Origin of the sequence: Zunongwangia atlantica 22II14-10F7 (assembly GCF_002094855.1) — a bacterium.
GTDB lineage: Bacteria > Bacteroidota > Bacteroidia > Flavobacteriales > Flavobacteriaceae > Zunongwangia > Zunongwangia atlantica.
In genome coordinates this window covers 20363-43333 of the sequence record NZ_ARYN01000024.1, presented here as the reverse complement: position 1 = coordinate 43333, position 22971 = coordinate 20363, and the positions used below count along the sequence as shown (strand labels likewise).

The window sequence follows — 22971 nt, the reverse complement described above, 5'->3', positions numbered from 1 at the left end:
GCTTTAATTTCCATATAGGTTTTAGAAACATTATCCAATTTGATATTAAATACTTCTTCCAAGGCATGAGTTATGGTATTCAAATCAGATTTTCCGTAGTTAAAAGCCTCATTATTATGGAGTGCATAGATCAGCTCTACCAGCGCCGTTTTACTATTAGTCCATACCAGAACCTGATGCCGTTTATCAATAGAAAATTCTAGTTCTTTCCCATGTAATTTTTGGAGTTGTTCCCGTAGGTAATGGATATAGCGATATACAGCTTGAATTTTAGCCCATAGCAAATCATGAGAGGTCGCAAAATCTGGATCAAAATACTGGTACTCCGTCGGATCCATGGGAAATTTTTCAATTCCGCGTCTGGTAAAAAAGCTATGATCCAGATAAGTATAGCCCTGCTCCATATAATAAGTAAAGTCGGTATTCTTAGAAAAGAACTTATTAACTTTTCGCATTTCCTTTTCCAAAAACCTGATTTTATATTGTTTTCCTGCTTTAGGTTTATGGAGCTCACAGCTTCGTACGTAGGTATAGTATATCAAGTAGCTCATGGGTTGAGGTTTAATCTGCTTAAAGAAATGGATTTCCTCCGGCACACTCTCAAAATCATGCTCTTCAATCCTAGACTTCATATCTACCAGTATTTCGCGGCAAAAACGGATCATTTCGATAGCACGTTTTAAATAATCCTCTGTCCCCTCCTGTTCTTTTCTTACCTCCTCATGAAATGTCTTCAGATAGTCTTTAAATTTTTCCATAAGCATATATTGTATTAAGACTCATTTTTAGTCAATTCCAGCATATCCAATTTAAAATTATCATTGCTTTGCAGGTAGGCATAGGTATCCCAAAGTTCAGCTCCTAATTTTTTCTTTTCAAAAGCAGCACTAAACCCCAAATCAATTATAGGTGCATTTTTTTCAAGTCCTCGTAAAATACTGTAATATAATAACTGACGATATACTGCATAAGTGGTATTATAAGTATAATCAAATCCGATTAGTGCCGGTGTATACGTAAAATTTGATGTTGAATAATAGCAAAATATCACACCAACACATTTGCTCTCCTGATCTTTAGTACATAGCTCTAGAAATTCCCAGCCAGCGTTGATATTCATATCCAGAAATAATTGTTTAGGCCACGGAAACATATTAATACCTAAATTCTGTTTTTGAACATTCTGATACATCACATAATATTCTTCTATCCTGGCCTTGGAAACTTCTTGGTTTATACTAAGTGTACATAATTCCAGATAGGGTTCAATTTCAGTTCGAAAATGCCGACGATTACGCTTAGACAAGCTTGAAAACCATTCCTCTTTAGTTGTAGGCTGCATAAAACACAATTTACAGGACTTAGGCATACTTATTTGAATAAAACCTTGATTTTGAAACACGCCCTGAAAAGCACCTTCATTGTAGAAATCGCGAAGCATGGTCATTTCTACATGGTTTTCTTTATTCAATACTTCAACTTGCCTAAAAACTAATTTCCAAGCATTGTTAATCTCGGGATGTAAATGCTCAGCATGGAAATGTTGCCCTTCAGTAAAAGTACTTCCCATGCTCATCACATTTGAGGTCATATAAGTTGGGGCTTTAAGTCTTTTTTGTTCAAAGGTTTTTGATACAGATTCCGGAGCCAGCATATCGTCCTTTTGCAGTGATAGTGAGAAAAAGCATAATAAGACCAAATCACCAGCAGCATCCGTTACACGGAAATAATAAAATTTTGTGCGATGGGTAATTCCGTGCTCATCAGTATAGACTTTAGCAAGACTTTCCTCCAACCATTGTTGTCCTTGGTAATCATAAAGACCTGGAAACATCGAATCCTTCCATTCTTTTTGATCCAGTTTAGTAATTGTATTATAGCATTCCATTTTTAAATTTGAAGACCTCTTTTCCTTATGTTCCTGTAGTATGCGATTGGCATAGCCTGGTCCCCAATCCGGATTTCCAAACAGATCTGAAATCTGTTCTCTACTACTATCACTGCTCAGTAAGGTCTTTTCAAAAGCTTTTGAAAGTCCATTCACTAGCCTTTCGATATCTTCCTTTTCATTATGTCTTGAAATAGTAAATCGAATCCCCGTATTTTTTAGAGGCACTGCAGGAAATAAGCCCAGATTAGCATATATCCCATGCAAGTATAAATGCCGAAACATTTCATAACCGGTTACCGGTAATCCGCAAGGAATGTAAAACACTGGCGTTTCGTTATAGGCTATAACAGGCAGTTCCTGCGTTTTAAGTAAGTCATTACAAAAAACTATTTTCTCCTTCAATTCATTTTGCAGTATTAGGATTTCTTCAGAGCGGTGAATCTTTGCGGAAGCAATTGCTGTCGCAACAGATGCAGGATCTAACTGAGCGGAAAAAGTTAATGGTCCACCATAGAGTTTTAGTTTTCTATGTATCTTTTTGTTAGAACAGACAAATACGGATCCATTCGCTCCAAAAGTTTTACTTAAGGTAGCCATAAGCATAACACGTTCAGGTAAACGATCAAATCCCAAGCGCCTACATTGGCTCAATACATATCCGGAACCGTGAATTCCTGTCCAACTCATTCCATGGACATCATCAAAATACAGATGTAACTGCGGATAAATATCTAATAATACCAATAAGTCCTGTACTGGTGCATAGTCACCAAACATAGAATATACGCCATCCGCAAAAAACCATATCTTATCGTGCTTTCCTTTAAGCTCTCTAATGAGGTCTTCTAATGCGGTAAGATCATTATGAGGAATCATATTGACACTTATGCCTCGTGGTTTGAGTAATTGAATAGCATTATGAACGCTCCAATGAACCTGATGATCCAGAATGACTGCATCCTGATCCTTTACCAGTCCGGGAATTACGCCAAGGTGTCCCAGCGTACTATTTTTGGTAATAATAACGGGGGCATTAAAAAGCTGTTCAAGTTCATTCTCTAAACTAGCGTATAGCGGATGCGAAATATAGGTTTTACTCAAAGGGAACTGGGTACCATATCTTTGAATCGCATCGATCGCTGCATCTTTAAGCCTTTGGTCCTGTTCTAAGCCCAGATATCCCGTGGTACCAAAATGATAAAATTCCAGGGTATTGATTGTAATAAACCTCCCCGAAAAGCTAGTATCTTCTGCATGTAAATGAAGTATTCTTTTCTTTTTTGCCTGTGAGAAATAAGTATCGACAGTATCCAAAAAATTGTTGTGTTTTATTTTCGCCATGCTATTCTATTTAAGAAATTCAAACTAGCTCAAACATTTGCAAATAGCTTCAACTAATTGTATTTTTTAGATATTTCTTTCATTTTTAATAAGTAATTTTCTATTTTTAATAACATCCTTAGTAAAATAGCTTCTAATTTTACCCACGACCCTACTCTGACATAATAATAAAAAAAGTACCCCTATGAAAAGATCAGGAAAGGGAAGGGTAGCTGATATTTGGATTCAAGAGGACATCTTATATTGTAATTATCATTCAGATACCATTCTTACATTAGAAAAAGCCCAGGAAATTGTTATGCAGCGTCTGGAAGTACAGAAGGATAAATACTATCCTGTGTATTGCGACATTAATGGTCTTCGCCACTCACATAAGGAGGCCAGAGAATATTTAGCAAAGCACGGTTCAATGCTAACCACAGCCGTCGCTTATTTGGCCTCCGATCATTACTCTTATAGAATGATCAGTTTTTTTATTCGCAATAGTAAACCTCGGATTCCCAGTAAAGTCTTTCGTCACAAGTTTCATGAAATCAATTATTTACGTCGTTATAAAAAGTAATATTATGAAAGAAAGGCATCTCGACACCAAAAACACCAAAGAGATTTTTGAAATGATCAACCAGGTGGCCTCAGGAAATTTTAATTATCAAATTTCTACGGGAAAAGAGCGTGATTTATTAAGCACGATCTGCGAACAGCTGAACCTTATGGCACAGGAATTAAAAGAGAATTTCAAACATTTCGCTTATGTAAACCCGCACCTGGCCTATAAATTTATCACCCATTCCAATATCATTTTAGACCAGCAGGGTTTGATTGCGGCCAGCACCCCTTCGGCAGACATTATCAATGATAATCAACAGGAAATTTTAGGAACATCGTTCATGGATCATCTGAGGAAAAGTTCCCGTAAAGATTTTAAAGTTCTCTTTGATGACATCAAAACCCGAAAGAGCACAAAATCTTCGATACTATTAAAATTCAAAAAAACGAAAACTGCAGGTAACAGGATCAACTGCTTTTTCAAACCTTTAAGGACCATAACAAAAGAATGTTTCTTAAGTATTAGCTTCTTTGAAACGGCCCCATATATCCAACCGCTGGAACAAAGAGCATCCCGATATTCCATCTCCAAATGGGATGTTTTAGCACTTCAGGAAACCTATGATTATATTCTTAAAAATGTAGGGCAGCCAAAACAATCAGATTCGGAGCTCGCTGAAATGTTTAAATTATCCACGAACAAATTAAAAAAAGGCTTTAAGGAGGTCTATGGCATGAGTCCTTCTATGTTTTATAATAAAGTAAGGCTTGAGGAAGCGAAAGCTAGAATAGAGCATACTCATCAGCCCTTAAAGCTTATATCCGATGAACTGAATTTTAAAAGTTATACGCATTTTAGTGCGGCCTTTAAGGCATATTTTGGCAGAAACCCATCGGATTACCAGCAATAGTAATGCTCTACTAGTTTGTTACTATAATTACGTTATTACTCCATAAAATGTACCGGATTCCCTGCACTTTTTAATAGAAGATGGTTCAGTTTTAATAATTTATAATTTTGAATTTTATGCTATAGCACTACAAATAAGGTGAAAACCTATTTTAAAATTATAGCATATGAATCAGCATATTAAAACCGGGCACCGAGCAAAAAGCAAATATGAAAAAACCTTGAGTGCTTCTATTTCTAAAGCATTATTATTTTACTTCATTCTGTTACTGAGCTATGCGGCATTGAGTAAAATTACCGAAGGGAATAGCTTATATATCAGCCTTATTAATGCCCCATTATTTTTGAGCACTGAACTGGCAGGTTTTGGGCAATGGTTTATTCCCATAACAGAACTTGTATTAGCGATAAGTATCAGCTTTAAAACCACCAGAAAAATCGGTTATATAGGTGTTGCTTTGTTATTCATCCTTCTAAGCGTTTATGCCGGCTGGATTACCTGGTTTTTACCGAATAAGCCCTGTAGTTGTGGCGGGCTGATTTCCTTGCTGAGTTGGAAGCAACATGTGGTATTTAACCTGCTTAATCTTATACTAAGTCTAATTGGCTGGTATCTTACCCAGCGACCGATTAAGGCGAATCCCACAACGATATAATTAAATAAAGATTTACCATATAAAGAATTTCACGCGTGATTGCAGCGAGAAGGTCTATCTGTTTAAACTAGGACTGTTTTATAAATTATAAACTTAAATGTTATGAAAAATTTTTTAATTCCAGCACTAGCCTTTGTCAGTGCTATCGGAATGTCGTTTACGACAGCAAACACTAAAGAGCAAGCCAGTGATTATGTTTTGCTACCTAACGACACCTGGAGAGCATTCTCTGAAGTTGATTGCGGCCAGGGGGAACAAGCATGTCAAGCTATGGTTGATGGCAATGGACCATTTCAGGTATATGATGAACAAGATACTGACACACCTAAAGAAGGTAGCGGAACACTTATCATTGTACCATAGTGAGTAGTTTTTAAGGCACACGAAATTTTCGTGTGCCTTTATCATTAAATAATGAACTACATTGAAAACTCAAAAAACTGATCTTCTTCTAAAAATTCTCTGGCGTATTGCATTATCCGATTTTCGTTTAAAGTCTGAAAAAAATCGTCTAATTCTCCAGATTTCGGAAAACTAAAATTTTCATTCTTATCTTTTTTATTTAAGCTATAGTTAAGATAAAGCCTCTCTAAAGATTTTAATTGTTTCGAACTATTTTCATATTTCATTTTCATCCGATCCAATACTTTTTCATAAACAAGATTAGGTATCTTTCCTCTTGTGATATCTTCCAAAATCTCGTTACTTTTATTCCTAATAGCATCAAACTCTTCTGGCTTACATTGTAACATAATGCTTAGCAAGTATTTGGACAGATTCAGATGGTACTCCCCTTTAACATTGATATGATATATTGAAAAACCTTCTTCGAAACGTAATTTCCAAATCATTTCAGTTATCACTTCCTTTAAAAACTCGAATTTTAAATGCTCTTGCCATGAGTGATTATCTGGTTCTCTTAAAAATTGTAAAGAATACCAAATATCATTTTGTTTGGTCGACACAGATAATTTATTTTCAAAGTGAACATATCGATCTTCGCTTTTTTTCTGCTTTGCAAACCCAGAATCTTCATTTAAACTAGAATATTCAGAAGTAAGATTCCCTAAGTATTTTTGCGCCAGTTGCAGAATAAATTCCTCCTGAAAATCTCCAGTGATTATATAGGTAAATTGATCACTCATAGCGAACAATTTATGATAACTTTTCATGGCTCGATCAAAATCTACCATTGCTGAATATTCAAAGTATTTAACCCCAGAGGCAAAGAAAATCTTCTGAGGATTGAAATACTCCTTTATATAATTTTCAAAGTTTGTCCTTTCTATATTATAATGGGGACTTTCTATACTTTTTTTAGCATTGTTTTTCCAATCTAAATAGGCAATAGAGTCATATCTGGGATTCGATATGTACAAATAAATTAACTGCATCATGACTTCAGTATTCTCAGTCGATGTTTCCGCTTTCACACCTGTTTCGGTTGCTGTCACATAGGGAACAACACTTAAATAAGAATGGTTTTTAAGAATGCTTCTAAGTTCAAATTTATTCATTTCTCCCACACCTGAATTCCTCACGATACGAGGTGCATATGTAGCCGAGTAAAAATCTAATGGGTTTAAATCCAAAGCTCCAATAGGACTAAAACCTTGAAGTTTTATGCTATTTTTCCGAGTGGTATCTTTAACCAAAACTAAATGTATTCCATTATTAAGTCTATAATGCAGTGAAACAGAATCAGAAACTTTTTCATAACTGACGGGTTCAAGATTATTCACCTCATTTTTTGTCATCAATACATTTGGTGATTTTTTATATGTTAATTGATCTGTTTTCATCAGATTATTATCAATAAGAACTCGCAACTTTTTATTCTGAAACTTATTTTCAAAATCTGAAGGTATGAGAATTCCTATATCATTAGGGGCATGCCCAATAAATTCCTTCAGATAACTATTGAATTCATCAACCGAAATATCGGATAACCAGGATTCAATAGCGTTATTTTTATTACCATTAAGAAGATCCCCATTAATGATATGATTTTTTAGTTCATCTTCCCAATAACTCAAAGAGTCATTAAATTTAGAATTAATCTCATTGAGCTTCATTTCTTTTATTTCCTGCCATTGCTTTTTTTCATATCCATTGAATATTAGTAGACCAAGTTGCTGAAAAACTTTTGCCAATGTAACCTCAGAGTCTTTACTATCGCTAGGAATATTGACACGTAAATGCAAGGCCACAGTTGCATTAGATTTTGCGGCTGTTTCTTCTATACTTATGGTATAGCTAGGATTATATACCTCAGTAAGATTATTCAGTTGATGGCGCATTGCATCCGCTACTATATCCCATAAAATGATCTGTTTCCTTCTTTTAAGTGACTCTTTCTTAGTCTTCACATTCTTCAACAGAACTTTATCCTTATAATAGAAGTTGAAATTAATTCCATCCCTACTTTCTTGATCCAAATTCCGTTTCATTTTTACAATGAATTGATCTTTCTGGTCTAAATATGCAAGTTTACATTCGGATTCAAGTTCAAATTCCTTATCGTTGTTTGCCGGCTTTAGCTTTTTAAAGGTGTTCTCTATTTCTATTTTCAGTTCTTCCACGTTCACTATCGAACCAACTACCATTAAGACCATATTACTTGGTTCGTACTGGGCTTCATAAAATTTCCTGATTTGTGATGTCTTCAAATTGTCGATTTTACGAGTGTAATTATCAAAAGAAGTCTCACATGGAATAATAGCAGCATCAATAATACTTTGGTTTACAAATACATGCTCTTGTCCTGATGTTCTTAGTTTATGTTCTTGATGTAATGTCTTCTTTTCAATTAAAATATCTTCATCATCTAATTTTAAACCACTGGAAATATCAAAAAACCATGACAATCCTAATCGCAAACTTTTTTCATTTTCTGGGTTCGGATTGAAAATATACTCCGTCAGTTGTGTTCCGCTATAGGCATAAATATCTCGACCTGGACCTTTCATGCCAACAGAATTAAAAACACTATCAATATTATAGATTCCATTAGGAAAGGCTTCACTTTTTCTAAAAGCCAAATGTTCTATCAAATGAGCAAGTTGAAAATCTTCTTCAGATTCCTCAGCCCTTACATAAAATCGCATTTTCAATGAATTTTCACCAGGAATTGGTTTAATTAAATATCGAAAACCATTCGATAATTTACCTTGAATCAAATCAGATTCATTTGTTTTCTCACTTTGTGAATATAGACTTGTCGTACTGAACCCCATAACATAAATAGCTATTATAGTCAATAGTAAAAGTCGAGAGCCTGAAATGCTGCGTATAAGGAAACTAGTATCCTTCATTCTGACTTAAGTTTATATTGCTCATTCTTTCTTCTTCAGGTATGGGATACAAAACATCGGTAGGCTGCCATTCACTAGTATGGCTAGATAAGATACTTGTTGCTAGATGGAGCCTTTTTAAATCTAGCCATCTATGTCCCCATTCCGTAAAAAACTCCTTACGTTTTTCCTCTATAAGGATTTCTAATAAATCTTCTTCACTCCATTGCTGATCAGCATCTAACAATTCTATTCCTGCCCTTTGTTTGATCCTATTAATATCCTCTACAGCTAAATTATATTGTCCCATCATCACTCGGGCTTCAGCCCTAATTAGGTATTGTTCCGCTAATCGAAGTACCATGGAATACTCCGTCAAATTATTGGTACTATATCCGTCTTTATATTTATAGGGATAGTAAACATTGTTATCCTCAAAATAGCCTATCCAGAATTCGGCACGTTGATCCTCCTCCGAAAAATTAGTTATAAGATCAGCTGTTAATTGAAGGTTATAGATACCTGGCAGAGTGGGATCAATAACATACAAGGCACCTTCTTCGGTTTGAGTAGTACTGTTTCCTCTACCCAAAGGAGATAACTGCCATATAGCTTCCCTACTATTCTTTAAAAAAACTTGATTTAAGTCATCCAATAGTGTAAATAATTGTTGATTTGAAATGACCTGAGTACTCAATTCTGCGGCCTGAATCCAATTTTTCCGATAAAGTTGAACTCTCGCTAACAATGCCTTACCAGCTGATCGAACTATAGTAGTACGTTCTCCATCTGTATAATTCTCGTTTAATAGCGGTATTGCCAGTTGTAGATCATTTACGATTTGCGCATAAACCTCCTCTACAGGTTCTCTCTCCGCCACAGCATTAGTAACATAATCGGTTGAAAGTAATAGCGGTACTTCCCCATAAAGATTGACTAAATAAAAATAAGAGAAAGCCCTTATAAATCTTGCCTGAGCTGCCAATTCATTTATAAAATCCTCATTTAAATCAGAGCTTGAAATTCCTTCCAGAAGACTATTGGTCAAATAAATTATATTATAAACGCCAGACCAAAGTCCTAAATTTCTATTGTTATCGGGTAATATCTCATTTTCCTGAAACTCCAGAAAGGTCGCATTGGTAGGTCGGATAGTTTCCAAATTATCAGCAGATAATCCTGCTAAATTTGTTACGCTATTCTCGCCTCCATTACTAAAATAAATAATCATTAGTTGATTGTATATACCTTGTATGGCGCTTCTTGCCGAGTTTTCATTATCAAATACGCTCTGGCTAATCAACCTGTCATTTGGTGGTGCTACTTCAACAAAATCTTCGCATGAAAAGATTAGTCCCAGTATGGCAAAAATTAATATTGATTTACTATAAGTATTATTCTTGTTCATAATTAAAAATTTAATTGAATCCCAGCGGTTAGGCTTCGTAAATTAGCGAAGGAGGTACCTGCCTGAGGCACCTCAGGATCTAAACCTTTATAAGGTGTTATGGTAAATAAGTTCTGTCCCTGAATAAAAAGACTTGCCTTTTTAACTTTTAAACTTTCTATCCAATTGGAAGGAAGGCTATAATTTAACGACAAGGTTTTGAGACGCAGAAAGGAAGCGTCAGTATAGAAAAAAGAGGTGCTTTGAGCATAAGCATAGCCTATAAGTCCCTGAACTCCCTGAGTAGGTATTTGATAGACACTATTAGGATTTAGAGCCTCTATTGCCGCTTCCCTTTGATTTCCTATTCTCCCAACATCCATACTAAACAAAGTCCCTCGTTGTTTAACAAATTGCCATAGAAATTGAATATTGAGATTCTTAAAAGAAAATGAATTATTAAATCCTCCAAAATATTCTCTTCCCAATTCTTCTATTTCTGTTCGATCATTAAAATCGAATCGTCCGTCATCATTCACATCCACAATGGTATAAATACCTGTTTCCGGATCCAGACCGCCGTATTGATATAGCCAGACGATATTAAGAGGCTTGCCAATCTGATAGGTATTGCTATAAGGAGAACTCTTTAATTGAGGATAACTTACCAAAGCATTATTTGGCAGGCTAAAGTTGATTGATGCCTCCCAGACAAAATGGTTATTTTTGATTGGTTGAGCATTTAGTTCCAATTCTAAGCCTTTATTTTCTACTGTAGCTGGGAGATTGGCCTGTACTGAGGTAAAACCGGTCATTGAGGGCAGTGCAAAACCTACTAATTGATTTGAAGAACGATTTCTATACCAGCTTCCAGCTATACTAAGTTTATCGTCAAAGAAACCGAGTTCCAGAGCCAATTCAAATTTTCGATTAGTTTCCCATGAATAAGATGAATTGTTTAATTGAGTAGGATATAAACCTGATGGACCTCTAGTAACTTCATAAGTATCCAGATACCCATAATCTCCAATTTGATCATTTCCGGTAATTCCATAACTTCCCCTTAGCTTTCCAAAGCTTAATATTGAAGTTCCATCTGTCAAAAAACCTTCCTCCGAAAAAATCCAGGCAGCCCCTATTGCTCCAAAATTTGCAAATCTATTTCCTGGACCAAAACGAGAAGAGCCATCACGCCTTCCGGTTAAATTCAAAAAATATTTATCTTTATAATTGTAACCTATACGTCCAAATACAGCATTGTACTTATATTCTCTATTAAAATAATCATCATTATTTATTGTTTGTGCGGCTTCCAGATTACCTATAAGCGCTTCATTGACGTAACCAATTCCTGATTGTTCTTTGAGTATTTCACTACTTTTTTGAAAACTTACTCCTACAATGGCATTTAAATGCCCATCCAATAATTTGGTATCATAAATTAACTGAGGTTCTAGTATCCAAGACAACCGCTTAACATTAGTATGGTCAGATTCGTGTACCCTATTAACCGATGGACGATAGGAATAAGTAGGGATCTTTACATTTTCTTCCCTATCCAGATAGGTATATCCTGCATTAGCTTTTAATGAAAGCCCTTCCAAAATCTTGTAATTAAGCACCAAATTGGAATTAAGGTTATTAGTTTGGGCTCTACTCTCATTAAAGTAACCAGACAATGGGTTATTTTGTCCTACAGCAATCCAGTCTTCCCAATTAAGTCTACCTTCTTCAGTGAAAAGTTCCGGTGCATTTGGTGGAATACTAAATGGCTGGTTAAGCAAAATTGTATTTCCTATCAGGTCATTAATATCGACACCATAAGTAATGGATAAATTAAGATTCAGTTTATCCGAAACATCGGTATGATTTAAATTAAAATTTCCAGTAATTTTCTGATAATTAAAATCTGTTGGATAAATAGTCCCCTGATTTTGATATGAACCTCCGAGCCTAAAATATGTTCTTTCATCTCCTCCAGAATATTGAAGATTCATATCTGTCATAGTGGAAGTACCGCCAATAAAATAATCCTGCCAATCTGTATATCGATTCTGATCCCAAACCAGAAGGTCGTAAGCATTGGAATTATTAGGCTCTATACCATCATTTTCAAAGGCCGCTTTTCTTAACTGAAGGTACTGTTCTGTATTTAGCAAATCTATTCGATTTGGCATGGTCGATATACCGGAATAAACTCTTGCTTCAAGTGTACCTGTTGAAGGTATTCCTTTCTTAGTCGTGACCAAGATAACTCCATTAGCTCCTCTGGATCCATAGATAGCCGTAGCATCTGCATCTTTTAATACTTCAATACTTTTAATATTTTCCAAACCAATAGTATTTAAAGGATCTACTCCGGCAGATAGAGATCGACTCACAACAGGTGTTGAATTAATAGGAATGCCATCGATAATATAGAGCGGATAATTTCCTTCATCCCTAAGGCTATTTGTCCCACGGATTCTTATGGAAGGTGCTGTTCCGGGCAGACTATTTCTGGGAACAATCTCTACCCCAGCCATTCTACCCTGAAGCGCCTGCAGAGGATTTATCAATGGCTGATTTTCAATTTCAGCAGCACTCACTTTTACTATATTGCCGGTACGTTCGCGCTGTGTAGTATTATAATAACCAGCATTGATAACGACCTCATCAAGGGCATCTACTGAAGTTTCTAAAGTAATATCTCCCGAGAACGAATCACTAACCTCAATTTTAAATTCTTTAAAGCCTATATAAGAAAATACCAGTGTATCCCCTACTCTAGCATAAATACTATACACACCATCGAGGTTGGTCATGGTTCCGGTAGAAGATCCCTGAACGATTACATTCACTCCGGGAATAGGAACACTATCCTGATCCCTTACTGTTCCGGATATTTGTTGTTGAAAAAAGGGGGCAAATTTTAATAGTTCACTACTCGACATCAATAAATTAGGAGCAGCATTCATTCTTCCTAAGAAGAAAAATGAACATAAAAGGGGTATTAGCACTACAAGATTGCAGCACCTGTAATTATTTTTCATAATTTAGTTGTGGTTTTGTTTTAATTTATTAGTTAATAAAGCCATAGCCTTCCCCACTATTCGGACGGCAATCTTAGAATGTGGGGAAAGGCTTTTTTTAGGCTTTAAAGCCCTTATCCAGGCTAACTCTGATGGTGTTGTTTTGTTTATCTAATCTTATAACGTTTATTTTTAAGGTTTCTACTCAATTAGGTCTTCTGAGAGTACAACAAGACGCGCCTGTTTTTTCTTTTTAACAAAAAAATTCAAAGTTATACTCTCCTCAGTGATGTACTATATCACAGAAATTAAATCAGTTATGATGATTTATTTAAAAGAAACCGGCTCCACTAGCCTCCAAAATCAAATTTGGACTTGCACGACTAAATAAAAGCTACTAACTTAGAGCATTGCGAGTACTCAAATAATGCAGCGGTCTTTAGACTGCGGTAATGCCTTTTGTATTTTAGAAAGGCAGGGAACCGGTTATACCGGGCAAAAGTTAGGGCTTTTACTACCGGCTAATCTGTATTATTCCGGGGCGCAAATTTTGTTTTTTGAAATAGATTGTAAGGATTGGGGCTGTGGTTCTTTGTTATGAAAAGAGAAAAAAACCTTATGCAGCAATATGCCGCAAAGGAGTTCAGTAGGATATGTGTTTCTCGTTTTCATATAATAATTTATTATGCAAACGATGTATACTCAAGAAGCTAAGACTTTTTATTGTAAACCAATAAAGCGAGTCTCAATGCTTTGCAAGTGGTACCGTCAAGAACCACCAAGTAAAAACTTGGTTCCCCAAAGACTGACATGAAACCCGCCCTATTGGTTTTTATCGCGAAGATACAAAATCCAATAGATAGCGAGCTCATGATCAACTCATAGGGAAAATGACGGTTTTCTTGTATGAGTGACATCATAGTAGAGTGTTTTAACACTCTTAAACTAAAGTCGCTTTAATAACAATACAAATATAATTGTTTGACACATAAAATCAAACTTTTATTATAAGAATTTGATTCAATGAAAGATACTAATAGATTAGATGTGATATTTACCGATAGAAAAATTACCAATCGAGTTATTGCTAAATATCTCAACAAATCAGAAGAGACGGTATCTAGGTGGCGAAATAATAAAAGACAGCCATCTATTTTTGATCTTCTAAAGATTGCAGAATTACTAAGAGAAGATATTCGAAATCTTTTGAATAAAAGTGATTGGTCTCAAAGTAAAGCTCCTACTTATTTGGAATTTAAAAAGAGTCTAAAGAAAAGTTGATTAGCTATTAAAAAATTAAATTTTCAGTTTACAATACTTATCCATAATTTAACCGGTCACAAAACTTTTAAGACCAATTATTTTATTCTCTTTATTAATATATTCTACTTCCACAAAAAATTTGAAAAACAAATAAACAGCAAAACGAAAATTACCCATTATTACCATATTTAAAAAAATCCCCCTGAGTAAAGAATTAATCGCTTTGTAAGCTTTTCTTAAGACCGAACTGTTTAAAATTACACTATTTTGCTTAATTTTAAACAGTAATTTTGAAGACGAGTAAATAATTACCACAACAAATCGCAAGGAATTTGATTACGGTAAAACGGCCGCTGAGATCAGCCGGGAGTACAAAATCAGAACAGCTGCTTTTTACAAGTGGCGTGAACGCTACTACGGCGGGATAATCACTGAAGAACTTAAGCATTTTAAAGACCTTGAGGAAGAAAATCGAAGGCTCAAACAGATAAATGCCAATTTATCACTGGATCATCAAATGGTCAAAGAGATCGTTGAAAACCGGTAGGCAGGCAGGAAAGCTTTAAAACCATGCCTTAGACAAGATATCATAAAGGAACTTATTCGTTAAGTTATTAGTAAGGAATGTTGCGTTTTGAATATGAGTAAGAGTGTTTATTACTATAGTCCTTTGCTTAATAACGACACTGCGATCAAAACAGCTTTGTAACAAAAGGGTAAAGAACACTCGGAATAGGACTTTGGATGGCTTATGATGGATTACGCAATGAAGGTACGCCTTGGAACCATAAACGGGTATATAGAGTCTATAAGAAATTCGGCTTAAGTTTAAAAAAGCGATTAGTAGCCAGGATCAAACAACCCTTAGAAGCTCCAGTAGCTTCAAATCATAACCTAGCAATCGTGTCATTTAGGTATAAACCGTTTAAATAATTGCAAAGGGAACTTCAAAAAATAAGGATGGATAATGGTTCTGAATTTGCAGTTAAGATCGCCTCGGCGTGGAGACAGATGCAAGGCATTATTTTTCAATATATTCAAACAGGAAGCCGACAAAAATGCATTTATTGAACGCTTAACGGAAGTTTCCGAAGAGGAATACCTAATAAGTATATCTTCAAAGATTTAAACCAAGTCAAGTAATAAACCCAAATTTGAACGGAAGATTATAATAACGTTCGACCATATAATGCCTTCGAGAAAATGATACCTATAGCCTATGTCTAATTTCATAGTTCTGGCTGTATCGCCAGAACTATGAAAAACAGGAATTTTAGACAATCAGGCATTTATAATTAGGGAAATCTTACACAACCAATTATAAATGAAAGAGTTGAATGCATTCAAAAAAACTAACTAATCATTAAAATATGAAACTTCTTAAATTATAATATTAATCTAAACACCAGGGGAAGCTATTGTTTTTTTTATTTGAATAAAAGTAAATGTTTTTCAAATCATTTTCACGGATATTGCAAGAATAAAATTATCCTAAAAAATATTTTTTTTATCGTAAAACGATATTTTTTTATATATTTACAATATAATTTTTTTTATTCTATGCGAAAATCAATTATTATTTCCAAAGTTTTATACTATATCTCAAGTATATTGAGTGGATTGTATTTAATTACCGGTGTTTACGGGGTATTTAGTTGGGTAACAAACACCCATTTGCTAGTAAAAGATAAGCAAGCAATTATCACCTATCCTTTTACAGAAAAGTCGTTTTTAATTTTAGACAATAACACAACGTATCTAATCTTTTCATTTTTAATTCCGGTTATAGGGTATGGTCTATTTTTTTGTTTGTTATCTAAAGTCTTTAGAGTATTTTACCAGAACAAATTGTTTACCCTGCAAAATATTTTGCATTTGAGACGGTTTTACTTAGTCAATATATTTCTACCTACTGTACTCTCTATATTCACATCGTTTTTTATGCCCATAGAACATGAAATGTATTTAATCATTTCGCTACATCTGGTTCTAGGAGTCTTTGTATTTTTTATGTCAGAAATATTTAATCAAGGATTGCATTTACAAAACGAACAAGACTTATATATCTAAACTATGCCAATTATAATAAACATAGACGTAATGCTTGCCAAACGAAAAATGAAGAGTAAAAAGTTGGTAGAAGAAATTGGCATTACAGGAGCAAATTTATCGATATTAAAGAATGGAAAAGCCAAGGGTATTCGCTTCGATACTCTGGAGAAAATATGCAAAGCCTTAGACTGTAAACCTGGAGACATTATTGATTATGTAGACTAACGCTTCCTTAAATATTATCCTATGAATACATTGAATATTAACAATGTGTCCCTTGTATATAACAACGGACACCAGGCACTTCATGCCATAAATTTAGACATAAATAACGGTATTTTTGGTTTACTTGGGCCTAATGGTGCAGGCAAATCTTCACTCATGAAAACGCTAGTAGGATTGCAAAAGCCAACTCAAGGACAGATTTTTTTTAATGGAACTGATGTTGTAAAAAACCCACTAGAAATACAAAAACAGTTAGGTTTTTTACCTCAGTATTTTGGTGTTTATCCTAAAGTTTCCGCTTATAATTTATTGCAACATTTGGCAAAACTAAAAGGTATTCATGATAAGAAAAAACGTCATGAACAAATTATGAATCTTCTGGATAAAGTGAATCTAATTGATGCCAAAAATAAAGAAGTACATACGTTTTCTGGTGGTATGAAACAACGTTTTGGTGTCGCTCAAGCTCTATTAGGAGATCCTAAAATTGTGATTGTAGATGAACCTACAGCAGGCTTAGACCCAGAAGAGCGTAATAGGTTTAATGCGTTATTGAGCGAAATAGGTGAAGATATTATCATTTTATTATCCACACATTTGGTAGAAGATGTACGAAATCTTTGTTCTAATATGGCAATTATTAAGCAAGGAACTATTGTGGCACAAGGTAATCCAACTCAATTTATTGAGGCATTACAAGGGAAATTATGGCAAAAAGCAACAAGTAAAAATGAGCTACTTAAGCTTGATCAAAACCACAACATAATAAGTAAGCAATTTATTGAAAGGGCAATGCATGTAACGGTTCTTTCTGATGTTTGCCCAACAGAGTTTATACCTGTAACACCAAATTTAGAACATGCCTATTTCACTTATTTAAACAGTGCCACATGAAAACTATTTTACTAAACGATATATACTATGCTTTAAAACATATAGCAACACAATTTGCCTTGGTGGCATATCTGGTAATTGGTTTTTTTACTGGTTTTAAGTTTCATCTTAATGTAGGGGATGGCATTGCAGCCAATGCAGCCTACTCGGTTGGGTTTATGACTGGTTTGTTAAGCCTTATTATTATTTTAATAGCCACACTCCTAGCCTTTTCTGGGTTATTTAAGGAACGTGATGCCAATTTTGATTTAATCGTTTTCACCACACCTATAAAGAAGCGAGACTTTGCCATAGCACGATTTTTATCCTTCTTTTTGCTTACTACCTTCAGCTTTTTTATTTTAATGCTTGGTTATATTATCGGGTTGTATGTGCAAACAGATTCTGAAATGCTTTCAGAATTTCATCTGTGGCATTATGTATATCCTTTTTTGATATTTGGCGTAATAAATAGTTTATTGGTATGTAGCGTACTGTTTTTCTTTGCTAAAAAATTTCAGAATAAATTATTGGTGGCTATTGCGGGTTTAATGCTGTACATCACTTATATGATTGTACTTATGTTTTCAAACGCACCTTTTATGGCACAATCGTTACCGCAGTCGCTATTGGCTCAAAAAATATCTGCTATAACTGATATTTTTGGGTTGTCGCCTTATTTTTATAACGCCAAAGACTTTAATGTTTTTCAAAGAAACCACAACACAGTAGCTCTTAGCAATTTCCTACTAATAAATCGTGTTGGTGTTGTCCTACTCTCTTTAATTGGAGTAAAATTAGCCATTGATTCGTTCTCATTTTTGCCAAATTTCAAACAAAAGTCATATAAGAAAGAGCATAAACAAACGTCTAAAAAGAGAAAACAACTAGAGGTTCCGTTTACAAAGGTAGACACTTTTTTTACATCAAAAACAAAACAGGGAGCCCTAAGCTCTTTTATAAAAATTGATCTTATTTATTTATTTAAAAGTATTCCGCTTATTTCGGTTGCTACTCTACTATTATTTTATGTAGGTGTAGAAATGTATGGTGATATTGATATGGGCATTAGGTTGCCGCAACAGTACGCTAGCTCTGGTTTACTGGCTAAAACTATTAATGAAACATTTTACTTTATAGGTGCATTGGTTGTAGTGTACTTTACAAACGATGTATTTTGGCGCGCCAATGCCAGTGGGTTTTCAATTATTCAAAATACTACTTATTATGCCAAAGAACGACTAGTAGGCCATGGTATAAGCATGATACTCTTAATCATTTTTCTTACTAGTTTAATGCTCTTGGAAGCAATTATTTATCAACTTAATTTTCAATATATTCATATTGATTGGCAGGCGTATTTTGGTGTTTTTGTTTTTAATACTTTACCACTTATACTCTTTGCATTACTACTGCTTTTTATTAACAACATTAGCAAAAGTAAATCGGTCGCATTAGGTATATCCATCTTATTTTTCTTATTGTTTGTGACTCCTATTTCAAAAAATATTATCACTACCCCATTGTTTCGTTTTTTATCTGGTTACAAAGGTGCTTATAGCAATTTTATAGGTTATGGTGCATATTTAATGCCGTTTATTTACCGACTAATTTTTGGATTTGCTCTTGTTGGCCTTGTATTTACGCTATACTTTTTAATAAAAACCAAAGCCAAAAAATATCGTTTCCTCATTATTACCAGTAGTTGTGTATGTATAGGCATAGTGAGTGGTTATTTGTTTTTAGATGGTTATGTTCCAAAAGATAAAGAAGTTGAAATATTAGAACGCGTTGCTTATGAAAAGGATTACCGAACATACCAAAACCATCCGCAGCCAACAATAAAAAAAGTTAGTACAGAAGTAGATTTGTTTCCTGAAGAACATGCTTACCAGATAAAAGGCACTTATTGGTTGGTAAACCAATACAATCAGGCTATAGATTCTATACTTATAAGTGTACCGAAGAACTTTGGGATACAATCACTTTTATTTAGTTATAACAGTGATACCATAAAACTAGACAGCTCTATTTCAGAAATATATTTAAAGCAGGCATTACAAGCCCAAGATTCGGCAAAACTTACATTTCACTTGAATTACAAATGGTATGCTGTAAACGGTCATAGCCCTTTTAATGCTATTGTAAAGGACGGTTCCTTTATGCGAATCAGCCGTTATTTTCCTCAATTTGGTTATGATTCTAATAAAGAAGTTTTAGACAAGACTATTAGAAAACAACATGCATTGGGTGAAGCCACAGTCATGAAACCATTTGATGCCATGAAAAGCAATGTAGACGATTTTATTGAACTGAACATGCAAATTTCAACAGATAATAATCAAATTGCTGTTGGTACTGGTTCATTAAAATCGCAATGGCAAGATTCTAATAGAAACTACTATACCTATCAAGCCGATGCCATACCATTTAGGTTTGCGATTTCATCTGCTGCCTACGAGGTTAAAAAAGTACAACATAAAGATGTTTCTATAGAGGTTTTATATCATCCTTTACATAAAAACAATGTGAATCGACTAATTGAGAACACCAAACTGTCATTAGATTATTGTACGAAATATTTCGGTACTTATCCATTTTCGACCATTCAGTTCGCCGAAATTTCATCGTTTACACAAGGTTTTGCAGGTACAGCTTATCCTGGTGTTATATTTATGACTGAACATATGACGTTTCATACTAACTTAGCAGGCAATCATAATCAAGATGTGATTAATGAACTTGCTGGGCACGAAGTTGCTCATTTTTGGTGGGGAACCAATCAAATTGATCCTGATGATCGTGAAGGCTATGCGATGCTGACTGAAAGCTTGGCTATGTATACCGAAATGATGCTATATAAAAACATGTACGGTAAAGCTAAAATGCTAGAACGTTTGGCAATACATAAACAAATATATGATGCTGAAAAGGGATTTACGGACGATTTATCATTAATGAAAGCTACAAAAAATAATGCGTTTATATCTTATTCAAAAGGTGCAATTGTTTTTGTAGAATTGAGTGAACTACTAGGAGAAGAACGGTTAAATATGGCTTTACGTAGATTTTTAGAACAACATGCTTATCCTAATACTAAGCCTACTTCGACCGATTTATTAGAAGTTATTCTAAAGGTTAGCGATGATCGATATAAGGACCAAATTAAAGCCATGTTTGATTAAAATTGTTGCGAACAGCGATTAATTGTAAATAGTGGTTTTTGAATAAAAAAAATGTAATTTCAGAAAACAATCAAGATAAATTTGAGCCAACAGACCTTAATTCTAATATACTACTTGCGGTAATCGAATCAGATGCAAAATTCATTATTACCTTAATAAAATATGAATTTTAGATTATTTTTTCATTACATAAATTACTTACTATATCTTATTATTCTAATATGTTTACAGATTCTATTTTTCCAAATTCTTGGATTATTTGGTTACTTCTCTCAGGTTGAAATCTTAATTAAGATATCTGTTGGCGTAATAATCTTCGCAATTGGAATGTTTATATTTTTAAAAACTGCAATCCAAATTTCTGAAAACCATAGAATTGATAAAAATAATTAATTATAAAAAAGAATAGTATAATATTAGAGTATTCTATATTAGCTACTGTAAAATCAAGTTTTTTTGATCGTTATTAAGTATTAATGTATATCGATTTCAATATTAATCAGCTTTCACTAAACAAGAATATTTTAGTAGAATAAAGCTAAAAATAGCTAATACCAACAACGAACTATAGTAAAATGTAAGTCCTTTTAAGCTAATTTTGATATATAGTTTTCTTGACAAAATGTTCCTGAACTAGCTATGGGAGCAAGGCTGTTTCAGAAGCCTATTACATCGAAAGCGGTGGGTCTATTTATTCCGATCAAAGCACTTCTTTAAAATACCAGCCAATGCAGAGAGATTTTCCTCCTTCTCATCATATACTAGATCATTACTCCCGCTGTTTTAAAAAATTAAAACGTGGAGTGAGTAAACACTTGGGAAAAGCGCCGCATAAACCAGTAATGCTTTTAGGTGTAATTCGTGGGATCAAGCAAAAAGAAATTATGGACAACCGAATCTTTATTACTCCTGAACTACTATTAAATTTTAGGAAAATCTGGAGTCATCTGGTCGATACCGAGCATATAGAAAATCTTACCCTTCCTTTTTTCCATTTAAGGTCGGAACCTTTTTGGCAGCTGGTGGCTAGACCGGGGATGGAACCGGGAATTACAAGATCGGGAAGCATCAAAAGTTTTAAGAACCTACGGGAAACAGTGGCTTATGCACAGATTGATCCCGAATTATTTTTGTTATTGCAAGAACCTGAAACCAGTCGTATACTGGAAGAACAACTATTGCATCAGTATTTTTATACTACTCGAACAAATTATTTTACGCAGTATAACTCTATTGAGGAATCGCAATTAGAATACCAGATACTAAATTCATCCGGAACAGTATACCGCGAGAGATTGCTTCAACTAAGAAAAACAATAGATGAAAGTCGGTACCAGGAAGAACTTTTTATCCGTGGTGGTTTGTTTAAGCGAAGTATTCCTAAAATTTATAATCATCGTTGCTGCATCTCGGGTATGCGCATTATGGCTACACCAAATATCCAGATGATTGATGCCTGCCATATCCATCCGTTCAGCCTTTCCAATGATGACACTGTTCCTAACGGAATTGCTCTATCCCCTACTCTGCATCGTGCTTTTGACCGTGGGCTTATAAGTATTACCAGTGATTACAAAGTAAAAGTATCTAAGCTAGTAAATGACAAGGCTTCTAAGTTTACATTATCCCAATTTGAGAATCAGTCGATCTATCTACCGGAAAAAGAAAAATGGTATCCTGCAATGGAGTCTTTAACCTGGCACCAAGAGCAAGTATTTTTAGGTTAAATCTTAATTTGTTTTCTATTTACTACATTTTTCAACCAGATACCTATCAGCTCCTGTTGACCATAAAGCTCCATATACTAATACTGGTTGAAATAGCAAACGGATAAAGCGCTTGGTATCTGTATCCAGCCCAAAAGCATCGATTTTATTCATATACTGGGATAGGTTCCCCGGAAAAATAAGAACATAAAACAAGGCCAACATCAAGCCAGTGCTTATGCGCTTTTGCTTCCAAAGTATCATCAACAAGCCTAAAGTGATCTCTACAATTCCAGAAGAAAGCACGGTGAGATCCATTACTTTTTGATTGGTTGGCAACCACCTTGGAACCTGAGCCTGAAATTCTTTTCTTTTAAAAGTAAGATGTGCTATTCCGGCAAAAAGCATTGCCGATCCCATTAATATCCTTACCACATTTTTTGTTCCCATCCTTTTCATTCTTTTTGATTTAAGATACTATAGAAAAAGAATGAAGACAATTTTTAGCAGGGCTTTATAAAATATTTGACGTTTTCAGCGAAAATCAAAATTCTATATTACTTCCTGCAAAGCGGTGCTTTTGATGCTTTATTTCATCAGTTTTTTTATGCCTCTTTATATTTATTTGAATA

16 protein-coding genes and 1 pseudogene are annotated in these 22971 nt (G+C 34.4%); 11 read left to right on the top strand and 6 right to left on the bottom strand.

Features of this window, described 5'->3' with window-relative positions; genetic code table 11:
• Together IIF7_RS18920 and IIF7_RS18915 are read right to left on the bottom strand one after the other, a co-directional pair.
• Window positions 1-764: RteC domain-containing protein (locus IIF7_RS18920; RefSeq protein ID WP_084843252.1), on the bottom strand; the 764-nt coding region annotated here is incomplete at its 3' end.
• Window positions 765-772: 8 nt separating this feature from the next.
• A complete protein-coding gene (locus IIF7_RS18915; protein WP_084843251.1) occupies window positions 773-3232 on the bottom strand; it encodes an aminotransferase class I/II-fold pyridoxal phosphate-dependent enzyme in 2460 nt (819 codons plus the stop codon).
• 184 nt (window positions 3233-3416) lie between these two features.
• On the opposite strand from IIF7_RS18915, the gene IIF7_RS18910 reads away from it, so the two are divergent.
• From IIF7_RS18910 to IIF7_RS18895, 4 genes are all read left to right on the top strand, one after another.
• Entirely contained in the window at window positions 3417-3794 is a 378-nt protein-coding gene (locus tag IIF7_RS18910; protein WP_084843250.1) for a DUF7793 family protein, read from the top strand.
• Between the two features lie 4 nt (window positions 3795-3798).
• Window positions 3799-4689: a helix-turn-helix domain-containing protein gene (locus IIF7_RS18905; protein WP_176219010.1), complete on the top strand. Its 891-nt coding sequence runs from the start codon at window positions 3799-3801 to the stop codon at window positions 4687-4689.
• Window positions 4690-4855: 166 nt separating this feature from the next.
• A complete protein-coding gene (locus tag IIF7_RS18900) occupies window positions 4856-5344 on the top strand; it encodes a MauE/DoxX family redox-associated membrane protein (RefSeq protein WP_084843248.1) in 489 nt (162 codons plus the stop codon).
• A gap of 102 nt (window positions 5345-5446) precedes the next feature.
• The gene (locus tag IIF7_RS18895) at window positions 5447-5707 is read left to right on the top strand and encodes a DUF6520 family protein (protein ID WP_084843247.1); all 261 of its coding nucleotides are present in this window, start codon (window positions 5447-5449) and stop codon (window positions 5705-5707) included.
• Window positions 5708-5763: 56 nt separating this feature from the next.
• Here the strand turns inward: IIF7_RS18895 and IIF7_RS18890 are convergent, their stop codons facing one another.
• From IIF7_RS18890 to IIF7_RS18880, 3 genes are read right to left on the bottom strand one after another with little or no spacing between them, the layout of a single operon-like run.
• The gene (locus IIF7_RS18890) at window positions 5764-8658 is read right to left on the bottom strand and encodes an insulinase family protein (protein ID WP_084843246.1); all 2895 of its coding nucleotides are present in this window, start codon (window positions 8656-8658) and stop codon (window positions 5764-5766) included.
• Complete coding sequence (locus IIF7_RS18885) at window positions 8645-10045, bottom strand: RagB/SusD family nutrient uptake outer membrane protein (RefSeq protein ID WP_084843245.1); 1401 nt, start codon at window positions 10043-10045, stop codon at window positions 8645-8647. The genes IIF7_RS18890 and IIF7_RS18885 overlap by 14 nt, the downstream gene beginning before the upstream one ends.
• Window positions 10046-10047: 2 nt before the next feature.
• A complete protein-coding gene (locus tag IIF7_RS18880; RefSeq protein ID WP_084843244.1) occupies window positions 10048-13056 on the bottom strand; it encodes a SusC/RagA family TonB-linked outer membrane protein in 3009 nt (1002 codons plus the stop codon).
• 1002 nt (window positions 13057-14058) lie between these two features.
• Between IIF7_RS18880 and IIF7_RS18875 the strand changes: the two genes are divergently transcribed.
• The 7 genes and pseudogenes from IIF7_RS18875 (at window position 14059) to IIF7_RS18835 (ending at window position 22360) form a co-directional block, all read left to right on the top strand.
• Window positions 14059-14316: a helix-turn-helix domain-containing protein gene (locus IIF7_RS18875; RefSeq protein WP_084843243.1), complete on the top strand. Its 258-nt coding sequence runs from the start codon at window positions 14059-14061 to the stop codon at window positions 14314-14316.
• Window positions 14317-14602: 286 nt separating this feature from the next.
• Window positions 14603-15522: pseudogene (locus IIF7_RS21120) on the top strand (integrase core domain-containing protein); the annotation flags it as partial.
• A gap of 336 nt (window positions 15523-15858) precedes the next feature.
• Complete coding sequence (locus IIF7_RS21245; protein WP_084843241.1) at window positions 15859-16368, top strand: DUF2975 domain-containing protein; 510 nt, start codon at window positions 15859-15861, stop codon at window positions 16366-16368.
• Between the two features lie 3 nt (window positions 16369-16371).
• On the top strand, window positions 16372-16575 hold the full coding sequence (locus IIF7_RS18855) for a helix-turn-helix domain-containing protein (RefSeq protein ID WP_084843240.1): 204 nt from the start codon (window positions 16372-16374) through the stop codon (window positions 16573-16575).
• Window positions 16576-16596: 21 nt separating this feature from the next.
• Complete coding sequence (locus IIF7_RS18850) at window positions 16597-17469, top strand: ABC transporter ATP-binding protein (protein WP_084843239.1); 873 nt, start codon at window positions 16597-16599, stop codon at window positions 17467-17469.
• On the top strand, window positions 17466-20633 hold the full coding sequence (locus tag IIF7_RS18845) for a M1 family aminopeptidase (protein WP_084843238.1): 3168 nt from the start codon (window positions 17466-17468) through the stop codon (window positions 20631-20633). The genes IIF7_RS18850 and IIF7_RS18845 overlap by 4 nt, the downstream gene beginning before the upstream one ends.
• A 728-nt stretch (window positions 20634-21361) precedes the next feature.
• Window positions 21362-22360, top strand: coding sequence for an HNH endonuclease (locus tag IIF7_RS18835; RefSeq protein ID WP_084843236.1), 999 nt, complete (start codon window positions 21362-21364; stop codon window positions 22358-22360).
• Window positions 22361-22375: 15 nt separating this feature from the next.
• Here IIF7_RS18835 and IIF7_RS18830 read toward each other — a convergent pair whose 3' ends face one another.
• Complete coding sequence (locus tag IIF7_RS18830; protein ID WP_084843235.1) at window positions 22376-22798, bottom strand: DoxX family protein; 423 nt, start codon at window positions 22796-22798, stop codon at window positions 22376-22378.
• Window positions 22799-22971 lie beyond the last annotated feature (173 nt).